41 protein-coding genes and 3 pseudogenes are annotated in these 24090 nt (G+C 45.2%); 28 read left to right on the top strand and 16 right to left on the bottom strand.

Annotation, left to right across the window (positions count from 1 at the left end; genetic code table 11):
* Window positions 1–93 precede the first annotated feature (93 nt).
* Complete coding sequence (locus KUH03_RS01810; RefSeq protein ID WP_257091303.1) at window positions 94–777, top strand: hypothetical protein; 684 nt, start codon at window positions 94–96, stop codon at window positions 775–777.
* The gene (locus tag KUH03_RS01805) at window positions 735–1091 is read left to right on the top strand and encodes a hypothetical protein (protein WP_257091302.1); all 357 of its coding nucleotides are present in this window, start codon (window positions 735–737) and stop codon (window positions 1089–1091) included. Before KUH03_RS01810 ends, KUH03_RS01805 begins: the two co-directional genes overlap by 43 nt.
* A gap of 59 nt (window positions 1092–1150) precedes the next feature.
* Here KUH03_RS01805 and KUH03_RS01800 read toward each other — a convergent pair whose 3' ends face one another.
* The 5 genes from KUH03_RS01800 to KUH03_RS01780 form a co-directional block, all read right to left on the bottom strand.
* Complete coding sequence (locus KUH03_RS01800; RefSeq protein ID WP_257091301.1) at window positions 1151–1372, bottom strand: hypothetical protein; 222 nt, start codon at window positions 1370–1372, stop codon at window positions 1151–1153.
* 123 nt (window positions 1373–1495) lie between these two features.
* Window positions 1496–1738 (bottom strand): hypothetical protein, encoded by a 243-nt coding sequence (locus KUH03_RS01795; protein WP_257091300.1) that lies wholly within the window; start codon window positions 1736–1738, stop codon window positions 1496–1498.
* Window positions 1739–1857: 119 nt separating this feature from the next.
* Entirely contained in the window at window positions 1858–2280 is a 423-nt protein-coding gene (locus KUH03_RS01790; RefSeq protein ID WP_257091299.1) for a helix-turn-helix domain-containing protein, read from the bottom strand.
* A gap of 144 nt (window positions 2281–2424) precedes the next feature.
* Window positions 2425–2844 carry a hypothetical protein gene (locus KUH03_RS01785; RefSeq protein WP_257091298.1) on the bottom strand — a complete coding sequence of 140 codons (420 nt, stop codon included), beginning with the start codon at window positions 2842–2844 and terminating at the stop codon, window positions 2425–2427.
* A gap of 71 nt (window positions 2845–2915) precedes the next feature.
* Window positions 2916–3317, bottom strand: coding sequence for a hypothetical protein (locus KUH03_RS01780; RefSeq protein WP_257091297.1), 402 nt, complete (start codon window positions 3315–3317; stop codon window positions 2916–2918).
* A gap of 397 nt (window positions 3318–3714) precedes the next feature.
* On the opposite strand from KUH03_RS01780, the gene KUH03_RS01775 reads away from it, so the two are divergent.
* From KUH03_RS01775 to KUH03_RS01715, 14 genes and pseudogenes are all read left to right on the top strand, one after another.
* A complete protein-coding gene (locus KUH03_RS01775) occupies window positions 3715–4731 on the top strand; it encodes a hypothetical protein (protein ID WP_257091296.1) in 1017 nt (338 codons plus the stop codon).
* A gap of 9 nt (window positions 4732–4740) precedes the next feature.
* Complete coding sequence (locus KUH03_RS01770) at window positions 4741–5187, top strand: helix-turn-helix domain-containing protein (RefSeq protein ID WP_257091295.1); 447 nt, start codon at window positions 4741–4743, stop codon at window positions 5185–5187.
* Window positions 5188–5382: 195 nt separating this feature from the next.
* The gene (locus KUH03_RS01765; protein WP_257091294.1) at window positions 5383–5568 is read left to right on the top strand and encodes a hypothetical protein; all 186 of its coding nucleotides are present in this window, start codon (window positions 5383–5385) and stop codon (window positions 5566–5568) included.
* Window positions 5569–5798: 230 nt separating this feature from the next.
* Window positions 5799–6440, top strand: coding sequence for a DUF6266 family protein (locus KUH03_RS01760; protein WP_257091293.1), 642 nt, complete (start codon window positions 5799–5801; stop codon window positions 6438–6440).
* 102 nt (window positions 6441–6542) lie between these two features.
* A complete protein-coding gene (locus KUH03_RS01755; protein WP_257091292.1) occupies window positions 6543–6845 on the top strand; it encodes a DUF5675 family protein in 303 nt (100 codons plus the stop codon).
* Window positions 6846–7172: 327 nt separating this feature from the next.
* Window positions 7173–7412 (top strand): hypothetical protein, encoded by a 240-nt coding sequence (locus tag KUH03_RS01750; protein ID WP_257091291.1) that lies wholly within the window; start codon window positions 7173–7175, stop codon window positions 7410–7412.
* Window positions 7399–7584 carry a hypothetical protein gene (locus tag KUH03_RS01745; RefSeq protein ID WP_257091290.1) on the top strand — a complete coding sequence of 62 codons (186 nt, stop codon included), beginning with the start codon at window positions 7399–7401 and terminating at the stop codon, window positions 7582–7584. The genes KUH03_RS01750 and KUH03_RS01745 overlap by 14 nt, the downstream gene beginning before the upstream one ends.
* Before the next feature lie 343 nt (window positions 7585–7927).
* On the top strand, window positions 7928–8233 hold the full coding sequence (locus KUH03_RS47940; RefSeq protein WP_373564925.1) for a sugar-binding domain-containing protein: 306 nt from the start codon (window positions 7928–7930) through the stop codon (window positions 8231–8233).
* A 77-nt stretch (window positions 8234–8310) separates the two neighbouring features.
* Window positions 8311–8946, top strand: coding sequence for a hypothetical protein (locus KUH03_RS01740; RefSeq protein WP_257091289.1), 636 nt, complete (start codon window positions 8311–8313; stop codon window positions 8944–8946).
* Window positions 8946–9122, top strand: a complete 177-nt coding sequence (locus KUH03_RS01735) for a hypothetical protein (protein ID WP_257091288.1) — start codon at window positions 8946–8948, stop codon at window positions 9120–9122. The genes KUH03_RS01740 and KUH03_RS01735 overlap by 1 nt, the downstream gene beginning before the upstream one ends.
* 223 nt (window positions 9123–9345) lie before the next feature.
* Window positions 9346–9708, top strand: coding sequence for a hypothetical protein (locus tag KUH03_RS01730; protein ID WP_257091287.1), 363 nt, complete (start codon window positions 9346–9348; stop codon window positions 9706–9708).
* A 297-nt stretch (window positions 9709–10005) separates the two neighbouring features.
* A pseudogene (locus KUH03_RS01725) lies at window positions 10006–10178 on the top strand (RNA polymerase sigma factor).
* Entirely contained in the window at window positions 10163–10447 is a 285-nt protein-coding gene (locus KUH03_RS01720) for a sigma-70 family RNA polymerase sigma factor (RefSeq protein ID WP_257091286.1), read from the top strand. The pseudogene KUH03_RS01725 and the gene KUH03_RS01720 overlap by 16 nt, the downstream one beginning before the upstream one ends.
* Window positions 10448–10497: 50 nt before the next feature.
* Entirely contained in the window at window positions 10498–11343 is an 846-nt protein-coding gene (locus KUH03_RS01715; protein ID WP_257091285.1) for an anti-sigma factor, read from the top strand.
* Between the two features lie 28 nt (window positions 11344–11371).
* Here KUH03_RS01715 and KUH03_RS01710 read toward each other — a convergent pair whose 3' ends face one another.
* From KUH03_RS01710 to KUH03_RS01670, 10 genes and pseudogenes are all read right to left on the bottom strand, one after another.
* Window positions 11372–11647: a hypothetical protein gene (locus tag KUH03_RS01710; RefSeq protein WP_257091284.1), complete on the bottom strand. Its 276-nt coding sequence runs from the start codon at window positions 11645–11647 to the stop codon at window positions 11372–11374.
* On the bottom strand, window positions 11601–12026 hold the full coding sequence (locus KUH03_RS01705) for a ferritin-like domain-containing protein (RefSeq protein ID WP_257091283.1): 426 nt from the start codon (window positions 12024–12026) through the stop codon (window positions 11601–11603). The genes KUH03_RS01710 and KUH03_RS01705 overlap by 47 nt, the downstream gene beginning before the upstream one ends.
* 2 nt (window positions 12027–12028) lie before the next feature.
* Entirely contained in the window at window positions 12029–12250 is a 222-nt protein-coding gene (locus KUH03_RS01700; protein WP_257091282.1) for a hypothetical protein, read from the bottom strand.
* 12 nt (window positions 12251–12262) lie between these two features.
* Window positions 12263–12619, bottom strand: coding sequence for a ferritin-like domain-containing protein (locus tag KUH03_RS01695; protein WP_257091281.1), 357 nt, complete (start codon window positions 12617–12619; stop codon window positions 12263–12265).
* Window positions 12620–12656: 37 nt separating this feature from the next.
* Complete coding sequence (locus KUH03_RS01690) at window positions 12657–12899, bottom strand: ferritin-like domain-containing protein (protein ID WP_257091280.1); 243 nt, start codon at window positions 12897–12899, stop codon at window positions 12657–12659.
* 340 nt (window positions 12900–13239) lie between these two features.
* Complete coding sequence (msrB, locus tag KUH03_RS47935; protein ID WP_373564924.1) at window positions 13240–13734, bottom strand: peptide-methionine (R)-S-oxide reductase MsrB; 495 nt, start codon at window positions 13732–13734, stop codon at window positions 13240–13242.
* A 33-nt stretch (window positions 13735–13767) separates the two neighbouring features.
* A pseudogene (gene msrA / locus KUH03_RS47930) lies at window positions 13768–14235 on the bottom strand (peptide-methionine (S)-S-oxide reductase MsrA); the annotation flags it as partial.
* Between the two features lie 347 nt (window positions 14236–14582).
* A complete protein-coding gene (locus tag KUH03_RS01680) occupies window positions 14583–14876 on the bottom strand; it encodes a mechanosensitive ion channel (RefSeq protein WP_257091278.1) in 294 nt (97 codons plus the stop codon).
* The gene (locus KUH03_RS01675; RefSeq protein WP_257091277.1) at window positions 14873–15343 is read right to left on the bottom strand and encodes a mechanosensitive ion channel family protein; all 471 of its coding nucleotides are present in this window, start codon (window positions 15341–15343) and stop codon (window positions 14873–14875) included. The genes KUH03_RS01680 and KUH03_RS01675 overlap by 4 nt, the downstream gene beginning before the upstream one ends.
* A 49-nt stretch (window positions 15344–15392) precedes the next feature.
* Entirely contained in the window at window positions 15393–15875 is a 483-nt protein-coding gene (locus KUH03_RS01670; RefSeq protein WP_257091276.1) for a hypothetical protein, read from the bottom strand.
* A 206-nt stretch (window positions 15876–16081) separates the two neighbouring features.
* Between KUH03_RS01670 and KUH03_RS01665 the strand changes: the two genes are divergently transcribed.
* The 4 genes and pseudogenes from KUH03_RS01665 (at window position 16082) to KUH03_RS01645 (ending at window position 19303) form a co-directional block, all read left to right on the top strand.
* Window positions 16082–17056: an NAD(P)H-dependent glycerol-3-phosphate dehydrogenase gene (locus KUH03_RS01665; RefSeq protein WP_257097989.1), complete on the top strand. Its 975-nt coding sequence runs from the start codon at window positions 16082–16084 to the stop codon at window positions 17054–17056.
* A gap of 1 nt (window position 17057) precedes the next feature.
* A complete protein-coding gene (locus KUH03_RS47925; protein WP_373564609.1) occupies window positions 17058–18179 on the top strand; it encodes an HAD-IIB family hydrolase in 1122 nt (373 codons plus the stop codon).
* Window positions 18062–18486, top strand: a pseudogene (locus KUH03_RS47920) (trehalose-6-phosphate synthase); the annotation flags it as partial. The gene KUH03_RS47925 and the pseudogene KUH03_RS47920, both read left to right, overlap by 118 nt.
* Before the next feature lie 103 nt (window positions 18487–18589).
* Window positions 18590–19303 (top strand): trehalose-6-phosphate synthase, encoded by a 714-nt coding sequence (locus KUH03_RS01645; RefSeq protein WP_257091274.1) that lies wholly within the window; start codon window positions 18590–18592, stop codon window positions 19301–19303.
* Window positions 19304–19551: 248 nt separating this feature from the next.
* Here KUH03_RS01645 and KUH03_RS01640 read toward each other — a convergent pair whose 3' ends face one another.
* On the bottom strand, window positions 19552–19800 hold the full coding sequence (locus KUH03_RS01640) for a hypothetical protein (protein ID WP_120257188.1): 249 nt from the start codon (window positions 19798–19800) through the stop codon (window positions 19552–19554).
* A gap of 287 nt (window positions 19801–20087) precedes the next feature.
* On the opposite strand from KUH03_RS01640, the gene KUH03_RS01635 reads away from it, so the two are divergent.
* The 8 genes from KUH03_RS01635 to KUH03_RS01600 all read left to right on the top strand — a co-directional run bounded on the left by KUH03_RS01635 (window position 20088) and on the right by KUH03_RS01600 (window position 24079).
* Entirely contained in the window at window positions 20088–20564 is a 477-nt protein-coding gene (locus KUH03_RS01635; protein WP_257091273.1) for a sigma-70 family RNA polymerase sigma factor, read from the top strand.
* Window positions 20504–20875, top strand: coding sequence for a hypothetical protein (locus tag KUH03_RS01630; protein ID WP_373564923.1), 372 nt, complete (start codon window positions 20504–20506; stop codon window positions 20873–20875). The genes KUH03_RS01635 and KUH03_RS01630 overlap by 61 nt, the downstream gene beginning before the upstream one ends.
* Entirely contained in the window at window positions 20842–21267 is a 426-nt protein-coding gene (locus KUH03_RS01625) for a FecR family protein (protein WP_257091271.1), read from the top strand. Before KUH03_RS01630 ends, KUH03_RS01625 begins: the two co-directional genes overlap by 34 nt.
* Window positions 21258–21641, top strand: coding sequence for a FecR family protein (locus KUH03_RS01620; protein WP_257091270.1), 384 nt, complete (start codon window positions 21258–21260; stop codon window positions 21639–21641). The genes KUH03_RS01625 and KUH03_RS01620 overlap by 10 nt, the downstream gene beginning before the upstream one ends.
* A gap of 104 nt (window positions 21642–21745) precedes the next feature.
* Window positions 21746–22564, top strand: coding sequence for a SusC/RagA family TonB-linked outer membrane protein (locus KUH03_RS01615; RefSeq protein WP_257091269.1), 819 nt, complete (start codon window positions 21746–21748; stop codon window positions 22562–22564).
* Window positions 22561–23067, top strand: a complete 507-nt coding sequence (locus tag KUH03_RS01610; protein ID WP_257091268.1) for a TonB-dependent receptor plug domain-containing protein — start codon at window positions 22561–22563, stop codon at window positions 23065–23067. The genes KUH03_RS01615 and KUH03_RS01610 overlap by 4 nt, the downstream gene beginning before the upstream one ends.
* Window positions 23064–23876, top strand: coding sequence for a TonB-dependent receptor (locus KUH03_RS01605; protein ID WP_257091267.1), 813 nt, complete (start codon window positions 23064–23066; stop codon window positions 23874–23876). The genes KUH03_RS01610 and KUH03_RS01605 overlap by 4 nt, the downstream gene beginning before the upstream one ends.
* Window positions 23873–24079 (top strand): hypothetical protein, encoded by a 207-nt coding sequence (locus KUH03_RS01600; protein WP_257091266.1) that lies wholly within the window; start codon window positions 23873–23875, stop codon window positions 24077–24079. The genes KUH03_RS01605 and KUH03_RS01600 overlap by 4 nt, the downstream gene beginning before the upstream one ends.
* Window positions 24080–24090 lie beyond the last annotated feature (11 nt).

Genomic DNA, 24090 nt, shown 5'->3' with positions numbered 1-24090 from the left:
GGCTATTATCAATTGGAGGGACAATACATTGCGTTTGAATAACGTAAACAAAGACTTGATCATTCTTGATTTCTTTACCACCTCCTGTTCGAGTTGCATAGAAGCGATGCCAAAAATAATAGACTGCAACAGTTGTTTGCCGATAGACTACAGATCATACCTGTAGGGATAGAATCGAAAGAGCGGATAGAGAAATTGTTAGCGGATAATAGGTATATGAAGGATCTCAAATTACCTTTGGTGGTTGAAGACAAGGTCTTGACCAAGATCTTTCCACATCAGGGAGTCCCTCATGTAGTATGGATATATAAGGGTAGGGTGGCGGCCATTACTACTGGTGATATGATTGCTGAGAAAAATATAAAAGAGCTACTGGATGGTAATGACATAAAAAATTGGCCGATGAAGGATGATTTTTATGAAGATCATGAAAGGGATTCTCTTAGGTTTTCATCCGGGCTATATAGCCGCTTGCTTCCATACGTTAATGGTGCCACTTTAAGCTATCAAGTTGATACAATTGGCAATCAGGTGAGGTATAGGATGACCAATGCAACCGCAGTATCTGCGTTTTTATACCTCTATAGCCAGATACAACAGCTTCCATTGATGAAAAAGGAGCGTATAAAGCTGGATGTAAATAATTTATATGAATTTGAGAACCTGGATTCTATTCCAGAATCTATTTGGATGCAAAAAATGCATTTTCTTATGAATCGACATGGCCATTATTCATGGATCATCAAGATCGTATACAGGCTGTCATTAAGGATTTAAGCAATAGATTGGATCTAGGTGTTGATTTGACTCCACAGAAATCAGCTATTTGGCTGGTGAAGAGTGGAAAGTCACGAAATGATAACTTGCAAAATGGGAAATCTCCGACTGACTTGAAAACTTGGATCACTATGCTGGAAATTTTTAATACATCTTTTCCTCCGATTGAAATAGACAGTGGGCTTTCCGATCGAGTAATTTCTACAGATGCGGTGAACGACTTTGAAAGCCTCAAAAAGGTGTTGAAAGGTAATGGGCTGGATGTAAAGAAAACAGAGCGGGAAATACTGTCTCTTGTGATTCGTTCTCACTAAAATATCAAAAGGCCGAAGATTTCTCTTCGGCCTTGATTTTGTTAAATTATGGCCTTGAATTAAGGCTTTAATTTAACATTTGTTGAGCTTGTGCGTGTATTCAACGCAGTTACCATTTCGCTTAATAAAGCTTGATTAATAACTGGTTTTCCTCCTGAATTTGCCGCTTCAATCGTACAGATTTGGTTATTTCCCAAACACGAAGGCGGCGTTGAGCCAACAGGTGAATAACTTGCTGGGTCAGCAGGATGAGACGCATCGATAATTTCAAATAAAGCCATGTTGCAAAATTTTAATTAGTCAATTCTTGTTAATTAATCAGATACATCATGATGGTATCCGGTTTCACAGATTCTGCCGGGCTGACCGAAACGCCTCACGATGTCAGCCCTTTTTGAGTATTGCTATATCGTACCGACACACGGGAATGTCGTAAACCTGCGTCCGTGCCGGTCACGTACAGGGCCGGCACAGCAGCAGGTCGCTGATAGCAAGAGCTTCACCTTTGCCGATCCAGAGTACTTTCGCTGCACCAATTGTGATGACCATCGCCGCCGCGGGGTTCTCAATTCCGCAGCAAATAGTTTCTCATGTAAAGAATGCATCCTGACTCGTTCTGTACGCTGTATATGCTCTTGCTTGATCATACTTTTCTGTTTATAAATTCACCCAGTCCTAGGGGTATATATTTCATTAATCCTAAGATAGAGGCAAAAATGTCCTGTTTTTTGATTGAATACAGACTTTGATTTGGTCAAACCCATAGTTAATCTTCGGCTTTGGGCGGCAATAGGGAGCTGATGTATTCACTCGGTGTCAGGCCGGTATGTCGCTTAAAGAAATGACAGAAGCTGGACTGGTCACTAAAGCCACATCGGCTGGTGGTTATTTTGATCGATAGCTTTTGCCCGAGGCAATGTTTGGCTTTTTTCAATCGCTCCTGATTACTGTAATGCGTTATCGGTACGCCATAGCGCTCCTTGTGAAGATAATTTAGATATTGAGATTCGACGAATAAGCTTTCGGCAATGTGGATGATCAATACCGGTCCGTCAGTTTCGGCAATCCGGCTGCTGATAAGCTCCCGTGCCAGACGTACGATGAGATCGGGGTGGCGCAATAAGCCCTTTGCTCTGAGCATTTTGTCCTTGATCAAGTAAAGTAGCTCCTGAATTTTTTTAGGATACATAATTTCGGAATCAGGGGCTTTTTAAGCAGTTCTGTGCTTAGCTCGCCGAGGATACGTCGGGTATGTTCCATGGCCTCAAAATCGAGGCTCACCCGATATTGCGGATGCTGCTGCCTGTGGGCTGCCACAACTTCATCCAAATAATCAAAGCCTGACAATCCATTTAAATCGAGCAGTTCCAAGGGTAATGTAAACCCTGGATATGATACTGCCGGGCTCAAAATGTAAGGTAATAATCGTAATGGGGGCATAGAAAAATGCCCCATGAAAAGGACGGAGGTGAAACTCTTCCTGAACCTGGGGCTGATGATAATGCACGGGCTGCCGCCCATCCAAGTGATAAAGTAGGTGGGTCTGTGGGCTTAGGATCTCAAAACTGATGTGGGTAGAGGCGCTGGCCTCGATGACGTAACTGTAACTCTCGAGATTGCCTGTTTTTAAATATTCTTCATAAATACTGATCTGGTTATTGCTGAGCAGTCTTGTTCGGCTACCTGGTAGCCGCCGATGAAAAGATTTTGTGAGCGTACTCTTGCTCACAAAATCCATTTCTGCTTCTATCAACTTGAATGACTCGGATGGCATATAGCTGTTGATTTTGGAGAATTTCCATGTTTGTTTCGGAGAAACATGGACTAGCGGTATGCTGTATTCCGGTAAACAATGCGGATAGAAAAATAACCGGTCGGCAATAAGCTATTGGTGACAGGTGGGGTACTGGATGAATTGTATCGTGATAGGATGATATCCTTGGGTGTATCTTCCTCCTCATCGGCCGAACTGCTTTCTTTTTGGAAATCGACCGCTAGATTGTTATTCCAGCTATCGGCAATCCCGATGCTAAGTTCGGTTTTGAGCGCGAGCGACATTGTATTCAGATATTGGATCTGGCTGAGGCGGAGATCAAAATAGGCAAGCATAAAGCCGACGAGGTCACTCATGACAAAGTTGATCATAGCAAGACGGTCAGCATAAGTGGCGGTCAATACTTCTTCTTGCAGGTCGTTTACACCTGCTTGGTCAAATGTTCTTTTCATATTTTTGCTGTTAAGTAAAACCACAAATAAATCGGCTAAAACCACGGAAAACAAGTGTTTCGATCAGAAATGACAGGATTCCGTAAATTTTGACGGAATGTTTCAAATCGAAATAAATTGATAATTAAAGGAAATTTTGTAAATTTGAGATAAGTGTTTTTTGCAGAGGTGATCCTGATAAGAGGAGGATGTATGGTAGTGTGATGCAATAATACTCCTTAAAACACGTGTTTATTTGCTTTAAAGCCAATTACCTAACCTATTTGTCATCATTATGCGATCTGGTAAATTAAATAAAAGTAGAAGGTTGTTTTCGTATTTATTAAAAATTCCATCTCGCCGATGGGGCCGAATATTCTATTATCCACTTTATATTTTCCTTTGCTTTATCATTGCTTTGATCATAAATCTGGGTTCCGGCGGTAGCAAGGTGGTGGACCGTGTCCAAAACAAGCGCTTTATGGCTGTATGGATCGGTACGGTTTTGCTTCTGCTGTTCTACGCTATGCTGGTCAGCTATATGCATACAGCCTTGGTGGCTCGGCGGAGGTTCAGTAGGAATGCCAAGCTGAATTTTATGATTTATCTGCTCTGCTCATCCTGTGTTGTCCTAGCTATTCACGGTGTTGTACTGGAAGTATTGCTACCTGATAGGCCGGGATTAATCTTGCTTTCGCGATGGTATCTGACGACTGATTTTTGGTTTTTCTTTCCGATCGTGGCCGCGTATATACTGTTTGTGCATCGGTTTCCAAAATGGGTATTGTTGGACTGGCAATCTTTTGGTCGGGTGACGATTCATCTACCGGAGTCGAAACCTCAGCTCGATCGACATCCAGCGCCACTTTTATTAGAGATTGGAACCGGAACTTGTGAAAATCAAGATGCCTGTGAGCATGCGACTGACCAGCTGGAAAAGAGCCCAAGGCAGCTCTCTTGGGATAATGTCCAGACGACAGCGATGGATCTCTCGTCTTTGACAAAAGCAGAATCCCAGGCTACGCTGCTCAGTCTATGGCAGCGCGATCGGGATCGCCTGGCACTGATGGTATATCTCTTGCGCAAATGGGAGGGTGAAGAGCTGATAGACAGTAATACGATAAAATGCCTGCACGCTGTGATCATCTATAAAGAACAGCGTACGGCGGATGTGTATATGCATGATGGCAAATTCTGCCGGATAGACGTGACCACCAAAGAGCTGCAGGAAAATCCCTGGCTGGTAAAAATACGGGCGCGGGTGTATGTCAATATGTTGTACTTTCGGGTGCCTGTAAACCGCCCTAATAAGTTGGAACTCAATGCTGAGATAAAGGAGAAACTAGAACGGTGGTTGCCGGAGGACAAGCTCAAAAGGTTGATCACGCCCTCCCGTGACCTCAGCAAAAACTTAAAAGATTTTTGGGAATATTAAAATCGCTGGATGAAACAAAATTGGAAGAAGAGTTTAATCTGGCTTAAAATGGATGTATTGTTTAACGCTGTGGTGATGGGGCCCCTGCACAATGCCTGTTGTGCGAAGCGGCTCGTTTCGGCGACCAGCATGTCTAATTGCATGGTTATGTTAAATTTAATGAACCGCATATGTGACCTTTTGGAGGTCATATCTTCTTTGCTGCAAGCAATCTTGAAGTATATAACAGAAGAAATGAATAAAGTTCCGGAAGGAACAGTGGAGATACCTGCCGAACTGGAACATATGCTTGATATCGCTCATGTACTCGATAAATTGGGTATTTCTGAATCAAAGTATTATCGGCTGGTCCGCGAGGGAAAGCTCAGGCCGAGGAAGCTCGGCAAACGGCATTATTACTACCCATCGGATCTGCACCAGCAGCTTGAAGAGAGTAGGCGGAAGGGGCGGATTTAACCTGTTTTCTAGGGAGCCATTCGGCTCCCTTTTTAGTATTGGGCATTTTGCCAATGCAGGTTTATAAAATATATTTTTATTTTTTCAATCGCTGGGTTATGTGCTGGATTTAGCGGTACATTCCTACTGATATTCGGCTCGCCTTCGAGAGCGCTTCGGCTCTCGTTTGGCTCCGCTTCGGGGCAGCTTCGGCCCATGCTTGGGTCTCCTTCGGGTGGGCTTCGGGAGCTCTTCGGCTCGGCTTCGACTTCCAGCCGAACAGTACCCGAACAGCAGCCGAGGCGGAGCCGAACCTGTCCGCACCCTGAGTCGAGCAGGGCCCGAAGGGCAGCCAATAATTACCCCAATAGTAGCCGGGCCACCGACCTCGTGGGATGGTAACTTCCAGGTCTTTCCCAATGCTACATTCATCGAATGGCTGCGCCAATCTCCTATCAAACTCTCAATCTATTGCTGTAATCTGACAGGCAATGACAGTGCTAGCAATCATATAAAATCAATCCCTGTACTTCTTCGTTTAAGGCCAAAAGTCCCCTTAATTTAGCTCTTGCTAGCAAAACAAAGACTGCTCATGACAGTCGTAATTATTTATAAATCAAACATGTATAATCATGGCAAGATTCTTAAAAGGTATACACGGGGCCTACTCTGGGAAAGTGGGTAGTGTAATAGGAAGCAGTTGGCGAGGAGTGGATTATGTCCGCTCACTCTCCAAGATCTCAAACAAAAAAGCAAGTGAAGGACAGATCGCCCAACGGGCTAAATTTGCGATGGCGGTAGCCTTTCTGTCGCCGATCATGGATCTGCTCAACCTCGGCTATTCGGACAAGTTGCAGGAAAAGCAACGGTTACAACAAGGCGCTGCAATATCTGATGAACAATGGTGGAGTGACGGGTACTTACCCAACGCTGGAAATCGATTATTCAAAGATCGTTATTGCCAAAGGCTCATTGTCCATCTGATGGCGCCCGAATGGTCAGAACCTTTTCCGCAGGAGATCGCGCTGACATGGGCGCCGGAGCTCAACAAATACAACTCCTTTGCTGATGATTCGGTCATCCTGTTGATGTACAACAAGAATAAGAATTTCTTCAGTATTCTGGAGTCTTCGACAAGGGCGGCAGCAAATCTGAATTTCACGCTGCCAGCAAGCTACTCAGGTGATGTGCTCGAAGGCTGGGTCTTTACAGGCCATCGTGATGGCGTCAAGACTTCACCGAGTTTCCACCTGGGCGAACTGACCATTAGCTAACATGGCTGTCCAACACACCCTGCTGCTCCAACGAAAGTATGGAGCACAGGGAACCAATGGAACCGTCAGCTATCAGGGGAGCCTATCTGCCATACGGTTGAATTGCCAGATCTTAGCAACCTCCCCAGGATCAGCTGTATTCCTGTCGGTCGGTACAGGCTGGAAAAGCGGCGTTACCCCAAACATGGTGAACAGATCGGTATCCCCAATGTGCTGGGCCGTGAAGCAATACTGATCCATGCAGCGAACAATGCGATGAAGGAATTGCATGGCTGTATCGCACCGGTAACGACCTTAACAGGTGAAGGTACTGGTGATTACAGTGGTAAGGCTTTAGCAAAACTTAAAGCATTGGTGTATAGTCTGTGGGATATGGGGGATGAGGTGTATTTGAATATTCGATAAATGAAGGGCCGGAATAAATCATGGCTTTCTAATGTAGTATGGATTCGAGGACATGAATTTGGCGCTGCATTCCTTTGTACCATCTTCTTCGCAATCTGACGGCATAAATCAAACTCACTGCGTTCAGACAGTGATTTATGCTACCGTCATATTGCGTCAGCGATAGGCAGTCGAAATGCTATGCTTTGAATTCTTTGTCCTCGATTATTGATGAAGCCATACTATTCCTAGCCCTCCTATATTGATCGAATAGAGAGGGGATGATTGGATGACGGTCAGTTCGAATATTAGGCTTTGACCGTTCATCCAGTCTCTTTAAAAACTAATATGTATGAAAAAATCTTAAACAAAATCGGGCAGGTGCTACAGGTGGTCCTCGCAGCGCCGCTCAAACTGCCGGGTAAGGCAGCGAATATAATTAAGTATTTGGCATTGGGGCTTGGTATTGTTGAGAAAGTCTTAGAAGAGGATAAGCCACCGCCCGGAGGGATAGATCAGCCGGATGGCAATGCTGATCCAGGCGATAGTGCTATGGGGGAAAGGAGTGAGGCCGATGAAAATCAATGATATGCGTATCTCTGCGATTGGCGGTACCATCTGCTCGATCTGGGCAAGTATCTCGCTGGGCGATTTGCTGCAGACGGTATTGACAGCTGCACTGGGTACCATCGTGAGCTTTGCGACAAGCAGGCTCCTGGGACGCTGGAATAAAAGGCTGGGAATAAGAAACTTTAAGTAGTATGGGAGGGCTGGATTAGTTTTAATTGAAAGGTCGGGATTAAAGGTCTCGGCCTTTTTATTGCCGTAGTATTGTTTCCTGGCCCTGGTTGTGGATCTCGGTCAATTACCCCGTTAATTGATCTAATAATTCGATTTAGTTGCTTGTTTTCTTATATTTGAGTGATAAACTAACCTTCGCTTATAACTGAATTGAAATGATGAACCGAATGAAATGCCGACTGATAATCCTACTCATGGCGTACTTAGCACTCGAAGTGGCAAAAGCGCAATCCCTAGATGATTTTACACTACCCACCCCTGGACGGCCGAGGCATTGAAAGCCGAGATACCGCTGCCGGAATATCCTCGCCCGCAAATGCAGCGTAGCGAATGGCAAAATCTCAACGGACGATGGGATTACATGGGCGGCAGTTCGCTGCCGGATCCGCGTCAAGCTGGCGCTCCACCGACATTTCCGAAAAAGCCGAATCCATCCGCGTGCCTTTTGCGCCCGAGTCGGAACTCTCCGGAATTGCCCGGAGCGGGAGAAATTTCTCTGGTACAGACGCGCTCTTACCATTCCATCCGCATGGAAGGGTAAACGTATTTTATTGCATTTCGGTGCGGTAGATCAGTATGCGGTGATCTTTGTTAACGGTAAAAGGTAGGTGACCATACAGGTGGATACCATGCTTTTAGCCTGGATATTTCGGATTTTCTAAAGGCGGGCGACAATACCCTTGTCGTGGGTGCTTACGACGCAAATGATGGTAAAACGGCATCTGGAAAGAATGGCGATAAAGGTGATTATACCTTTAGCTCGGGCATCTGGCAAACAGTCTGGATGGAACCTGTACAGCAAAAATACATCACCCAGCTGAAACTGATCCCTGAGCTGAAAAATAACCGCTTGCAGCTAACGGCGCTCACCGAAGGTAAAGACCTCCGGGTGGTTGCCACAGCATATGCGGATAACAAGCAGGTGGCGACAGCGACAGGAACGGATCACAACGCATTTTACCTCGATATCAGCAATCCACATGTATGGAGCCCCGAAGATCCTTTTCTCTATCAGCTGAAAGTAGAACTTAAAGATAAAGAAGGTCGTACAGTGGATCAGGTGGACTCGTACTTCGCGATGCGCTCCATCGGTATCGGTAAGGTGGACGGCATCAATAGAACCTTGTTAAATGGCAAATTTCAATTTCAGATCGGCGTGCTTGATCAAGGCTATTGGCCTGATGGTATTTTTACGGCGCCGACCGAAGCGGCTTTGCTGTACGATATTGAACTGGCGAAAAAGCTGGATTTAACGTCATCCGCAAACATATCAAAGTGGAGCCCATGCGCTGGTACTATCACTGTGACCGGCTTGGCTTAATGGTCTGGCAGGACATGCCCAACTTGTGGTACCCGGACGATACGGATTCAGTAGCGGTACGTCAACAGTTTAGGACCGAACTGAAGCAAATGATGGACCAGCTGGTTAGTGTTCCCTCGATCGTCACATGGGTACCTTTCAATGAAAACTGGGGGCATTTGAAGTGGCAGATATAACCAAATGGACAAAAAAATATGATCCTACGCGCTTAGTAAACGGCAATTCGGGGTATAATTACGCACCTGGATATCGGCCTGCGCAGGGTGACCCCGGGAATGGCGACTTTGTGGACAGGCACCACTATGGAAAGATGGAAGATAAAGCCTTTCCGCAGCCAGACGAAAATCGGGCCGCATCGTTGGGCGAATTCGGAGGAAGGGGCTTTTTGTGCGCGACCATATGTGGCCAGTCGCAAATAACGCTTACGAGATCCTCATCAATAGGGATATACTCTCGGATACCTACGTTTATCTGCTCAATGAGATCGAACAGCGTATGTTGTACAGCGGTTTAAGCTGTGCGATCTTTACACAAACGTCAGATGTGGAGCATGAAATCAACGGGTTGGTGACCTATGATCGGCAGGTGGAAAAGTTCGACATGAAGAAAAGTGAAGGAGATAAATCAAGCAATCATCCGCAACAGCGAAAGATTAGGGAAAAAGAAAAAAATAAGTTCAATTTCAAGGCTGTATCCGGTGGAGTAGCCGTACATTTAGCTCAATGTTTGTTAAATGCATTTGAAATAAACAGCTATTTATAAATTAAATCGTTAAATCGTGATAAAGTGGTTTATGATTTATATGAAAAAGTGATGCATTTATATCGACAAGTATTTATACGCTTTTCTTAATATTTAAGTATTTTTTACCTGAATTGTGTTGCGAACTTTGTTTTTTCAATTTTAATAAAGATCTTTAGGCGTTATAAACGCAAAATTTGAGTCCATTACACAACCTTTCTGAAGAAACATTAATTCTTTTGCTCAAAAAAGAACCAGCAGGCCTTTAGTTATCTATATGATAACTATGCGGACTCCCTTTATGGAGTAGTCTGCCGGATTGTAACTTCGGCAGAGCACGCGGAGGAAGTGATCCAGGATGTATTTGTTAAGATCTGGAAGCACGTCGATCTTTTGATGTAGAAAAAGGAAGGTTATATACTTGGATGATCAATATTGCCCGAAATGCCGCACTCGACTACCGAAAATCTAAGGGGTGCAGAATGAATTGAAAAACCAACCGCTCTCAAATATCGTAAATAGAGAAGAGGAACAAGATCGGAGCCAGAACGAACGAAATGCACAGGCAGATTTTATTGGATTTAAAAATATTTTAGATAAATTGAAGCCCGAATGTCGTGTCTTGATCGAAATGGCCTACTATGAAGGATATACCCAACAGGAGATAGCCCAACAACTTGACATTCCTTTGGGTACAATAAAAACACGTACAAAAGCGGCGTTTTTGCAGTTAAAAACATTGTTAAAGGATTATCGTTAATTTTGGATATCGAAGCTTACATATCGTCAGGGATTATTGAATCATACGTTTTGGGAGTCGCTTCTGAAGAGGAAGTCAGTATCCTGAACTGTATTCGTAAAAATAATTCCGCAGTGGATCAGGCAATTGCCGAGGCTGAAAAAATGCTCGAGGACTTAGCTGAGATCCAGGCGGTGGGGATGCCTATGGCCTTGAAAGAGAAGATCTGGAATAGACTGCAAGATGAGAATCTGGTTGCTAATGATAATCAGCCAGAACTTCTGCCGACGACGCAGACGTTATCCAAAGACGATAGTATTCAACAACAGACCTCATCCGCTGAGGAGGAACCTAAGCAGGCCGTCCCTATTAGGTCGTATAACTGGGCCATAGCGGCAAGTATATTATTTGTCCTGAGTGCTGGTGCGAATCTGTTCTTTTATCAACAGCAAAAGGAGTCCAGCGAGATGCTAGCAGCAGCAAATAATGAGCTACATAGCAAAAAAGCAATGCTTGCAACGCTGCAGGATAAATGGGACTTGGTCGAAAATCCAGCAATTAAGACGATTTCCTTAAAAGGTATCGAGACTAAACCTGATCTGCATGCGCTTGTCTATTGGGATCAGCAATCCAAAGCTGTATTCTTGAGTCTTGAGCATATGCCTGCCGCCCCAAAAGGCAAGCAGTATCAGCTCTGGGCAATGGTGGATGGTCAGCCTGTTAGTGCTGGTGTGTTCCCATTGGATGCCAAGACTCAAATGGCCAGTAAAATGCTGGATGTTGCCAAAGCACAGGCATTTGCCATCACACTGGAAGATGAAGGGGGAAAGATGCCCCTACACTCACTGAGCTCTGCGTCATGGGCAGTATTTAGCCGTTTTTTTACTTATACAACTTTTTCTGGTGACATCGAGTAATAACCATGAAAAAACCCCGGCTTGAAGATCAAACCAGGGCCATTTTCACAGGTAGAGTAAGACTTTTGTTAAGCTTTGATAAATAAACCTGCAATATTAAGTACAGCTTCTGCAGATAATGGCTCATCAAAAGATTGTGTGGCTGCACTAGCTGAGATTTTCCCATCGAACCACTCAGTGACGTAATATCAACTCCAGCCTGTTTTACATTGTCTTCTCCAGCATAGATGGGATTTACAACAGCACCGATGCCAGTATCATTTGCCCCAGTAATCCAAGGTTTTTGATCTGCAACAGCGCCCACGGGCACGACGCATCTGACGGATATGCGAGGCATGTCTTGCCTCCACCGAATGGATCTGTAATGCTGCTGTCAGCACAACGCGGTTGCCAAGCAAGATACCTGCCTGCCCCTTATATGCCCTCACACCGGTATCTTCAAATGCCTGTGCAACCGCTAAAAATGTATCATAATTGCTAAAGACATTTCCAAATGTGCCCCCTGCTGTAAAATCAAATGTTGGCTTTGATACGGCCTTATTGCCCAATACCTGTTTTAAAAAGTTGACATGTGCTACCTCGTGGTCACGAATGGTGGTAATCGCACCAAGCGGCTTGCCCGAAGGGATTAGCCCCGCTTTGGCAACACCCATAGTATAATATTCTGCTTCGAGATATTCCAACGTCAGTGCATAGTTAAGTACACCATTGACGTCTGTGGGCGCGGTGGCGCCGTATGCTTTTTAAAGAGTTCACTGACAAAGAATGGCAATGCGGCCATCGTTATCTTTTTACTCACCGAAGCTAAATTTTTGATAGCTTCACGACGTGGACTGATACGATCGCTGAACTCAGGATCTACAGTATTTATTTGTTCAAAAACATTTAAGAGATTCATGATAATCAAAATTTAGGTGAATTAATAAGTGGGTAGATCCGATACATCGATTTTGGATTTGATAAACGGTGCAGCGGCGCTCAAAACAACACTGGGACTTTTGGCAACATCGAGTCCATTGGAATCAACGACTTCCTGATTGGCAAAACTGCCGTTGTCTATCATATCCCTTATCCAGGCGGCATGCCGCGCTTCTACCGAAACGATCTTTCCAGCCAATAATAAATAATTGGGATCTTTAATGAGCCATCCGGCACCATTGTAAGCCGACACGCCCAGGTCTTCAAAGGTTTTGGCCGTAGCCAGTACATTGGCTCGGCTGCTGAAATTTACACCCGAAAGATTAAATTCGAGACTGGAAATCGCTTTTCCGCCCAAGGCAATTTTGAAAAACTCGCGGTGTGCGATTTCGTGATCACGGATATCTGTAAAAAAGCTTTTCCATATCCGTCATACCTGAATAAGGATTATTGACCAACTGAATATAAAATGCGGCCTCAAGTTGCTCGAGTGCATAAGCATAATTTAGGATGGCTATGTCACCGCTACCGAAATACAAGCCTTTCCCGCCGTTGTCCATACCGTCATCGCGGTCTTTCTTACAGCTAGATATACCAAGTATGGCGAGTGAGGCTGCACTTGCACCTGCAAATTTCAAAAGTCTCTCCTTCGGAGGTCTTTTTTTTCATGTTCACCATTGGAAGTCAATAGTGAATCTTGATTTTGGGAAGTTGTTATCTTTTCCATAACAAAAGTCTTTTAGTTTATAATTTTTCTGTACTTATAATCATTTACGACTTTTTGGAAAGCTTGGATTGCAAAACTTTATTTTATTTTTATTTTTTTTTTTGGCGGGTTTTCAATTAACGTAAATAAAGATAGCCTGATGGTAACAGAATAGGTCAGCACCCTATTGTTCTGGTAAGCAGAGCACAAAAAAGCTGATGCAAACCCACATCAGCTTTTTGCTCATTAAAATTTACTTCAATTGACTGTACTTACTTCTTGGTCAGTAAAGGCAGATATTTTTCATAACCTTTGGCCTTCATTTCTTCCTTGGGCACAAATTTGAGTGATGCGCTGTTGATACAATAGCGTAGCCCGCCTTTGTCTGCAGGGCCATCTTCAAATACATGGCCCAAATGAGCGTCACCGGTTTTACTTCGTACTTCTGTACGGCGCATGCCGTGGGAGTTATCGGATAATTCTTCGATTAAATTGGTATTGATCGGTTTCGAAAAGCTGGGCCATCCGCAGCCCGACTCAAACTTGTCTGTCGAAATAAATAATGGTTCTCCTGTCGTAATATCTACATAAATACCATCTCTAAACTCAGCATTATAGGCATTGTCAAAAGCACGTTCGGTTGCCTGATTCTGCGTCACGTCATATTGCAATGGGGTAAGTTCTTTCTTAAGTGTGCTTCGGTCCTTTCTTTTATAAGCTTGTGTCGCAGTTGTATCTTTGGGAGCAGGATTGGCTTTGCGGGCCATATCAAATAATTCAGGACCAATGTGGCAGTAACCACCGGGATTTTTGTCGAGATATTTTTGATGATAGGCTTCTGCATTGTAGTAATTCTGCAAGGGCTGGAGTTCAACCACAATTTTCGACGGATATTTTTTGGCAAGTTCGGCCAAACTTTCCTTGATCACGGGCACGGCTGAGCCATTTGTGTAGTAAATACCAGTGCGATATTGTGTCCCTATATCATTCCCTTGTTTGTTGAGTGATGTGGGATCGATTGTTTTTAGAAATAAATCCAGGAGCAGCTCCAGGTCAACGATCTTTGGATCGTAAGTAACTTTGACGGTCTCGGCAAAGCCTGTTTTTCCGGTGGATACCTGCTCATAGCTCGGATCCGGTAAATTGCCATTGGCATAACCGACCTCTGTTGCGGTAACGCCGCGCACCTGCTTGAAAAAATGTTCGGTACCCCAAAAACATCCGCCTGCGAAATAAATAACCTGATTCTGTTTATCTGTCTGATCCATAGATTGTTTTTTAATTGTGTTGGAACGATTGGTTTTCTGTGAAAATCCGAATTTGCTGAGCATAAATAAGCCTAAGCCTAGCACTAATAATAAAAATACTTGTTTCATCGCATTTCTCCATTCTTGTTTTTAAGATATACGAAGCAAACACCTGTATTGGTTTTGAGCATTTAAAAATTATTTGCAAATTTGCTTTATTAGTGATAAGATGCCTGGATAACATTATCCTAATACTTCAATTAAAACCGGCTCTAAAATAGCTATCTGCTGATTTATCCACACACGGAAAGTGATAAGGATGCCGCGGTGGGAGGTATCCGATACCGCTATGCAAAAACTGTCGCCAGCTAGGCCGTGCTGGCCTGTTGCGCGCCGAGCAGCCGGAGATCGTCGGATGCCGGTAGTTCAAATACCTGCAGGTGAAAGTGTTTAATGGCAGCCAATAGGTGGTCAAAAATATCGGCCATTGTATCTTCAAAATAAGCCCATTGTGTACCCTTGGTAAACATGTAGAGTTCCAGCGGAATGCCGTATTCACTAGGAGCGAGCTGGCGCACTAACAGGGTTAATTCCTGATGGATATTGGGGTTATGCTTGGCATAGGCGAGTACATAGGCCCTGAATAGACCGATATTGGTCATCCTGCGGCCATTGACGGGCGAGGAGCTGTCAGTATTCCAGGTTTTATTGTAATCAGCAATCTCGCGTTCACGTTTTTCGATATAGGGAGCCAGCAAGCGGATCTTTTTAATGCCGTGATTTCCTCCTCACTGAGGTAGCGCACCGAAGACATTTTAATGTTCAATGCCCGCTTTATCCGACGGCCACCCGTCTCTTGCATCCCACGATAGTTTTTGAATGAATCGCTTAGCAAGGTATAGGTCGGTATGGTGACAATAGTCTTGTCCCAGTTCTGTATCTTCACATTGTTGAGGTTGATCTGTAGCACATCGCCGTCCACACCATATTTGGGCATTTCTATCCAGTCTCCCACGCGGACCGAGTCATTGGCCGAGACCTGAATACTGGCCACAAAGCCCAGAATAGTATCCTTAAATACCAGCATGAGGATGGCGGACGCCGCCCCAGCGATACCAGAAAAGACCATGGCGAATTGCCCGTCAGGAGGGAAACGGCCAGCGTGCCGATTACAAAAATCAAAAGATCTGTACCACCTGCAGGTAGCTGTCGATGGGCTTGTCTTTGAACGCATTGGAGCTGCGAAAAATATCGCGGCAGGTTTTTAACAGGCTATTGACCAGATGATAGATGGTCAGCAACACCACAATATCCAGCAACTTGACAAGGGCCGCGGTCAGCACCGGAAAACCAAGGAAGATCATCGGAAGTAGCTGCCGTGTGAGCAGCACGAGTATAGTGCGGCTCACGCGTACATGCACCTTGTTTTCCAAAAGAAAATCGTCCCATTTGGTTGAGGTCCGCCGGGCAATCCTGTTCAATGCGGAATAAAAGACCTTGCGCATAATATAATCGAGGGCATAGAGCAGCACTGCGAAAGCGAAAAGTAATCCAGCGGCCGTAACAATATGGGCCTGCTGATCGGGTAAACCTAATTTGGCAAAGAGATCGAAAATGTACTGATAAATTGAACTTGTTGGTTGTTCACTGAAGTTAAGCATGTCTAAATTTTTCATATGAACAGACAAATTTACGGAGAAATATAAAAACGGGTTTTGAGGGGGAAATACTCTTTTATACCTATTTTTACGCTTAAAGTTTGCTTATTGATTAATTTTTACGTATATTTGTAAATTAATAGATAACCCGATAGCGAAAATTTTCTGTTTCGCGTCTTAAAAACCCCAACGATTTGAATGAGATTAGTGTGATAGGTGGTGGGAGTTGGGCCACGGCCCTGGTTAAAATTTTGACAGAAAATAGCATTTATACCAACTGGTACATGCGGCGTTCCGAGCAGGTGCGCGCGATAAACCAGGATGCTATTAACCCTGACTACCTATCGTTTTTAAAACTTGACAATACAAAAATTTATGCGTCCGATCAGCTGGAGGAGATCGTGGCCCGATCGAAAGTAATTCTTTTCGTCGTGCCCAGTGCGCATCTGGACAGTGTTTGCGCCGCAATCCCCAAAGAGGACCTTGCTGAAAAATTTGTCATCACCGCCATTAAAGGGACCGTCGGCCCTGACAATCTGCTCCCAAGTGCTTACCTCGCACGGTATTTTGAGCTGAATGACTTTCAGCAGGCGATCATTGCAGGGCCTTGCCATGCCGAAGAAATCGCGCGGAACAAGAAAACCTATATGACGCTGTGCGGTCCGAATGAAACTTTTATCAGTAAGATTGCCAAGGGCTTTGCTTCAAGCTATATGCAGGTGAATTATAGTCCCGACACCTTGGGTGTGGAGTACGCAGCCATTTACAAAAATGTGGTCGGTATTGTCTGTGGCATGGCCGAAGGACTGCATTATGGCGATAATTTTATGGCGGTGCTGGTTGCCAATGCCATTGACGAACTGGGGCTGCTACTGCGTGCCGTCGGTGCACCCCATGTCCGGCTGGGCAGCTCTACCTATTTGGGCGACTTATTGGTGACGGGTTACTCCGCACATAGCCGCAACCGGACTTTTGGTAAATACCTTGGCCAGGGGTATTCGGTTTTCGAAGCCCGTCAGCTCATGGGTATGGTCGCTGAAGGATATTTTGCAACCAAGGGGCTGATGGCGACGGTCACGAGCCTTGGACTCAATTTACCCTTGTTACAGACAGCCTACCGTGTGCTATACAACCATATGGCTGCAATTGATGAATTTAAACTTTTAGAAAGGAATATAAGATAATATGCTATTAGCAACAGATTTAGATGGAACTTTTTTAGGCGGAAAGATGGAAGACCGCCTCAGATTATATAGACTGATCAAAGCCAGCCCGAATATGCAGCTGGTTTTTGTAACTGGAAGAGGACTTGAGTCGGTATTGCCGCTACTGAGCGATCCGCTCATTCCGGTGCCGGACTTCATTATTGCGGATGTGGGCGCCACGGTTGTTAACGGCCATAGCCTGGAAGCAATTGAGCCGCTACAGAGTGAGATTGAGGAAAAATGGCCGCAGACTTATGCAATCCGGGCAGCGCTGGAGGAAATACCGCAGTTGAATTACCAACATGTGCCGCAGCAGCGCCGTAGCTCCTTTTATTATGAAGCCGGGGTAGACCACGGTCTGGTGCAGCAGGTGGCTGACAGGTATGACTGTGATATTATTACTTCGGCCGATAAATACCTGGACTTGCTCCCCAGAGGTGTCAATAAGGGGACAACATTAAAGAAGCTGGTTGAATTTTTGGCTGTCGATCCGGATGATGTGATGGTGGCCGGTGATACCCTTAATGACCTGGCCTTATTTCAGATCGGCTTTCGGGGTGTTGCGGTCGGAAAGTCCGAACCGGGTTTGCTGCAGGCCATTGATCAATTGGATACAGCGTACAGCGCAGAAGCTGCCGGGGCAGGCGGTATACTGGAATATATGGGCAAATACCGCCCGTTTCAGCAGTTGATTCGTGGAGAACAAAAATTAGTGCCTCAAAAAAGAAAGTCCAAAAAATCCGATCAGCTGGTGATGGTCTACCATCGGCTGCCTTTTGAAAAGGAATCGGTCAATGGTAAGACGGTGCGGGTAGCACCCAAAAGCCCAAATGGCATTATTCCCTCGCTGCTGGGCTTATTTGAAAAGGGACGATCCGGTCTCTGGATCGGGAGGAAGTCATCCAGCAGGACGGGCAGCCGGTTCCAAATCAGCTGGTGGATGAAAGCCGGTACCCTAATCTGGTGGCTTCCACCATATCGCTGTCAAAAGAGGATATCGATAAGTTCTATCGTGTATTCTCCAAGGAGGCATTCTGGCCGACGATCTTTTCCTTTGTGGACCGGGCAAAGTTCAACCACGAGGACTGGGACCATTACCTGATGATCAACAAGCGCTTTGCCGAGCGGATCGCTCGCGAGGCCGACGAGGAGGCGCTGGTCTGGATCCATGAGTATAATCTGTGGATGGTACCTTCTTTTTTAAAGACCATGCGTCCCGATCTGAAAATTGGCTTTTTCACCATACGGCATTTCCGGCAGCAGATATTTTTAATATTATTCCCTGGCGCAAGGAGATCATCGGCAGCCTGCTGCTCTGTGATTTTGTCAGTTTTCATATCCCACGTTATGTGGAGAATTTTGTGGATGTGATCCGCAGTCATACGCCGTTTAAAGTGGTCAAAAAGTAGATGTCGCCAATCAGTTTCTGACCTATAGCTGTGCGCTGGGTGTCGATCAGATGACCAAGATCATTGAGGTGGACGGGCGGCAGATCAGGCTGGGGCACAGCCGGTGGGTGTCAACAGGGATCATATCGAACAGATTCTGACGGATGATAACGTGAAAGCGGCGATCCATACGCTCAAAGAGCGCAAAGCTGAATCGGGAATAACGCGTATCATATCCATCGAGCGCCTGGATTATGTCAAAGGACCTTTGGAAAAAATTCAGGCTTTTGGCGAATTTCTTGCCGAGTATCCGGAATTTAGGGGCAAGATTGAACTGGTCAATGTCTGTACACCGCCATCGCAAGGGATGACGATCTATGATGAAATCCGCGACCAGGTGAATCAGGCCGTGGGTGAGATCAATGGTAAATATGCGACGATGAACTGGACCCCGATCCAATATTTTTACCGGGCACTGCCCTTTGAGGAAGTGGTCAAGCACTATGCGTTGAGCGATATTGCCTGGATTACGCCTTTGCGTGACGGGCTAAATCTGGTCGCCAAGGAATACATTGCAACTCATGGACTACTGGAAACTGCTGGGGTCCTTGTGCTTTCGGAATTTGCAGGTGCTTCGGTTGAGTTGCCCTATGCCATATTGACCAATCCCTATGACCGCAAGAGCATGAAAGATGCGCTGTTGAAAGCTTTGGTCATGGAACCCGGAGAGGCCCAGGTCAGAGCGCGTAGGCTGTATGAGCATATTGAGCACTATGATATCCATTATTGGGGGCGGGATTTTGTCAAAGAGCTCGAGAAATCGGGTAAGCGACCATAAATATCAAAGCGGGGGCTAATCTAGCCCCGCTTTGTTTAACGCAATAAGCCAAGGGTTAAACTGGCGGTATAGCGTGACCGGCCTCTTTCAATGGTTCCCAGAAACTGGAAAAGGCAGCCTCCTCTGGCTGCCTTTTCTCGTGCTTGTATTTTACCGTAATCATCCCGTTGTGATGCATCCGTCTAAGGGTTTAGTGAAACAACACATTCTTCCGATTGCGTATTGAATTATAAATTGATCAAACGATATTAATGGCTCAGCTGTAATTTTCCGATAAAGGGGCGGCTATCGATCGTCGTAATAGCTTCTTTAATGGAATAGCATAGTTGGTAATTTTCGCTCAGCATTTTTTTGCTAGATTCTATTTTGCTGTTTTCAACCTTATCAACAATCCAGGTTGGGTTTAACGGATCTGAATTAAATTTCGTGATTAAAACTGTAAATCCTTCTTTCTGAGCACTGATTAAAGTGTCTTTTGTGATGTCTACTATTTTCATAGTGAGATAAGATACGAAAAAAATAGGAAATAGGCTTTGCTTCGTTTAGTTGATGGCCTTGTCAACATCCCTGCAATTGAACGAAAATGTACCTTCTTTAGGAGTTCCAGGCCTAAATTGTAAAGGTTCGGCGATCGGTAGGGATTCAGATTACGAATAAATTAAATGTAACAAAAGGTGGTCTTTGGTTGCATTATTCTACAGGTTTCATTAGAAATCCATCATAAATTGACTTTCCTAAAAATAAAGCCTAATTTTGAGTGATCAACAGTAACTAAACCATCGGGATGAATGTAACACATGTCAGACAATTGTTTACCCAGCTTTACGAAGAAAATTGGGTGAAGTTGTATGTACATGTTTTCCGGATGTTAAATGATCGGGACGAGGCCCGTGATATTGTACAGGAAATATTTGCAAATCTCTGGGACCGTATGGAGCGGCTGGAAATCGAGCATTCGTATCAGGCTTATCTCTTTCGTTCGGCCCGTAATCTGGTGATCAACCGCATTGCAAGCCAAGATGTGGGACGTAAATATGAGCATTACCTTGAACATGCAGCCCCAGCCCTTGAAATTATGCCCGACGAGCTGCTGCGGGAGAAAGAATTAGCGGAACAGATTGATCAAGCGATTGAAAATCTGCCGCGCAAAATGGCTTTGATCTTCAAAAAAGTCGTTTCGAACAACGGAGTTATCGGGAGATCGCCGAGGAACTTGATATCTCTGAGCAGACTGTCAAAAAGCAGATATACAATGCGTTGACGGTTTTAAGAAAAAAATACGAACTATTTTCATTTTTTTCTACCACTAAGTGGGCGCTATCCTGTCTTCTAAACTGTAAACAGGAAAGAACCTATGAAGCAACGATTATCGAAACAATTACTGCAGAAGTATCAGCAGGGATGTGCAGCGCCGAGGAAATGGCGTATGTCGAAAGTTGGTACAATCAGCTTAGCAAGACAAATAACGCAAAAGATATTCCGGAACTTGATCTGGCTGCCGAAGACCGGTATTTCCAACAACATATTTTGGGCCCGAATTGCGGGCCAATCGCCATAGGAGAGCCTATCTGAAGGTCGCAGCCAGTATTGTATTCTTTTTGATGGCGGGCGCAGCCATGTACTTCTTTTTCGGACGCCAGCGATCCCCACAGCCGCTGCCTTTTAGTGTCGGTCAATTCCAGGCCGATCTGCTGATCGGAAATGAGGTGGTCAGCCTGGACGAAAAGAAGCCGTTCAGTCCGGCATGGATGGAACAACGCAAGGGAGATCAAGTGGCAATCAAGACCAAAAAGGGGCAAGAATTCAAGATGGAACTTCCGGATGGTACGACGGTGTGGTTAAATGCAGACAGTAAGCTGGAAATCGGACCGGGATACAATGTACAGGAGCGGACTGTATTCTTGGAGGGGGAAGCTTATTTTAAAGTGGCAAAAATAAAACAAAGCCCTTTATCGTGCATGTAGGCAAGACGAGCATTGAAGCTCTGGGGACAGCTTTCAATGTCAAGTTATACCCCAATGATAGTCAGCTCTTAACCACACAACTTGACGAAGGAAAAATACGGGTCAGCAATGCCGGCCTGCAGGAGATTCTGCTCCCTGGACAGCGCATCCAGCTGAATGTAATGAATGGGGACTTCCAGCTTCAGCAAGAAAACAAACAGCAGGATGCGGCCAACTGGAAAGACGGTTACTTTGAATTTGACCAGACACCGCTTCCTGAGATTTTGGCTGATCTGGCCCGTTGGTACAATTTTACCTATAGCCTGTCACCCGTCTATAAAAATAAAGTGCTTAGCGGAAAAATCAGCAAAAAGAGTCCTTTGCCGAAGTGCTGAAGATATTGCGGTTCGCCGGCATAAATTATACAATCGACAAGGACAGACTCTTACTTGTTCCCTAACCAAAGAAGAAACAAACGAATTTTCAATCTAAATACCCTATGAAACAGTCCGTAAAAACACTGCTATTTATGCTGATGCATGTCAATGGCTATGCCTTTAGCCAGCAGGGAGACAAACCATCCAACCATGTTCAATTTAAACAGCTCGTCAAAGCAATCGAACAGCGTAGCGATTATCGCTTTGTTTATGATCCCAATGAAATTAGCCCCGATCTGAATGTTGATGTCAATTTGAGCAATGCCAATATCCCTGAACTACTTAAACAGGCATTCTCGGCAAAAGGCATCCGCTATCAAATTGTCAAAAACACCATCGTGCTTCAGGGGAAAGCAGCTGGCAAAGCCCAGCAGGCTACGATCAGTGGTCGGGTCAGCAATGCTTCGGGTGTAACGCTTGAAGGGGTCAGCGTCCGTGTTAAAAACAAGGTCGTCAGTACGGTTACCGATGCCAGCGGTCGTTTTAGTTTAAATGGACTGCAGCAGGATGATATACTGCTCTTGAGTTATGTTGGCTACCGCAGCAAGGAAGTTAAGATCGCGGGCAACGGCATCATTGAAATAAGTCTCGAGATCGATCCTGGCAACCTGGATGAGGTGGTGGTGATCGGTTACGGCACATCTTCGAGACGCAAAAATACGGGTTCGGTATCCAGTGTGACCGGCAAGGAAATAGAGACACAACCGGTACTGGATCCTTTGGCAGCATTGCAGGGCCGCGTGGCCGGACTCAATATAGCCTCCAATTCGGGGCTGCCGGGCAGCTCTTTTCAGGTGCAACTGCGTGGTGTCAATTCGCTGAGCAATGGCAGTAGCCCCTTTACATTATCGACGGTATTCCATTTTCGGACGAAAGCATGAATCAGTTTACCTCGGCCAATGGGAATCAAAGCCCGCTAAGCCTGATCAATCCAAAGGATATTGAACGGATCGATGTGCTTAAGGATGCCGATGCAACAGCCATTTATGGCTCCCGGGGGAATGGAGTAATCCTGATCACAACGAAAAAGGGAAATAAAAGCGGACTTAAAATAGATTTTAATGCCAATATTGGCTCCGGTAAAGCCATTCGAAACCTCAAGATGCTCAATACGGAGCAATATTTGGAAATCCGTAAGGAGGGATTTAAAAACGATAATTGGACGGCGACGGCAGATAATGCGCCGGATCTACTTACCTGGGATCAGTCCGCTTACAGTGACTGGCAAAAAGAGTTTTACGGTGCATCTGCTCCTTTCTCAACGTATCAGCTGTCGTTTTCGGGTGGAAACGAATATACACAATACCTGGCCAGTGCCAATTTCAATCGCCAGGGTGATCCCTTGCCCGGTAATCAAAATTATCAGCGTGGGGTGCGCTGTTGAATCTGTCTACGCAGTCCAAAGATCAGCGATTTAAACTCAATAGCAGTTTCAACCTCAACCTGGACCGTAACAATACAGTGCCAACGGATATTGCTCAGTTTTATAACCTGGCGCCCAATTATCCCCTATACGATGAAAAGGGAGACTATTATTGGTTTCAACAAACCTTGCAGAATCCAGCCGCATATATGGAGCGCTCGAGTGTGTCAAAATCAAAATCCCTGCTCGCCAACTTTTCAGCCGAGTACGCGATCTTACCCGAATTGGTCGCTAAAGTCAATGTAGGGTATAACCTCAAAAGCATGGACCAGACACGTCTGCTGCCCAATGCCGGATTTAATCCATTGACCAGTACAGGCTCAACGGCCTCTTACGGCAATTCGGATTATCAGTCCTACATCGTTGAGCCGCAATTGAATTACAGCAAAAACTTTGGCAAACATGAATTTAAGTTCCTTTTGGGCGGTACCTGGCAGCAGCGGATCAGTGAAGGTAAATACTTGGATGGTAGCAGTTATCCAAGTGATTCCCAGTTAGCCAATATGGCTGCGGCAGGTGTCATTGCAATCCGCAACAATCAGTATGCGGATTACCGCTATCAGTCTGCATTTGCACGTATCAATTATGCCTATGCGGATAGGTACCTTGTGAATGCCAGCTACCGAAGAGATGGTTCGTCCCGCTTTGGCCCCAACAATAAGTACGGTAATTTTGGGTCGATTGGTGCCGCCTGGGTATTCAGTAGCGAAGAATTTTTAAAAGATCAGTCTATCCTTAGCTTCGGGAAACTGCGTGCCAGCTGGGGGTGACGGGCAATGACCAGATCGGAGATTACCAGTACCTGGATACCTGGGGAACGGGCTTTGCCTACCAGGGCATCACCGGGCTTTATCCGACACGGGTGTGTTTAATCCCAATTTTGGATGGGAAGAAATTAAAAAGAAAGAACTGGGCCTCGACCTTGGCTTTTCAGGGACCGTATTTTCCTCACAGCCAATTATTACAACAATAGATCGGATAATC

It is taken from the genome of Sphingobacterium sp. E70 (assembly GCF_019285695.1).
In the GTDB taxonomy this organism is placed as follows: Bacteria; Bacteroidota; Bacteroidia; order Sphingobacteriales; family Sphingobacteriaceae; genus Sphingobacterium; species Sphingobacterium detergens.
The sequence above is the reverse complement of the archived record's forward strand: the minus strand, read 5'-3'. Positions and strand labels throughout refer to the sequence as shown.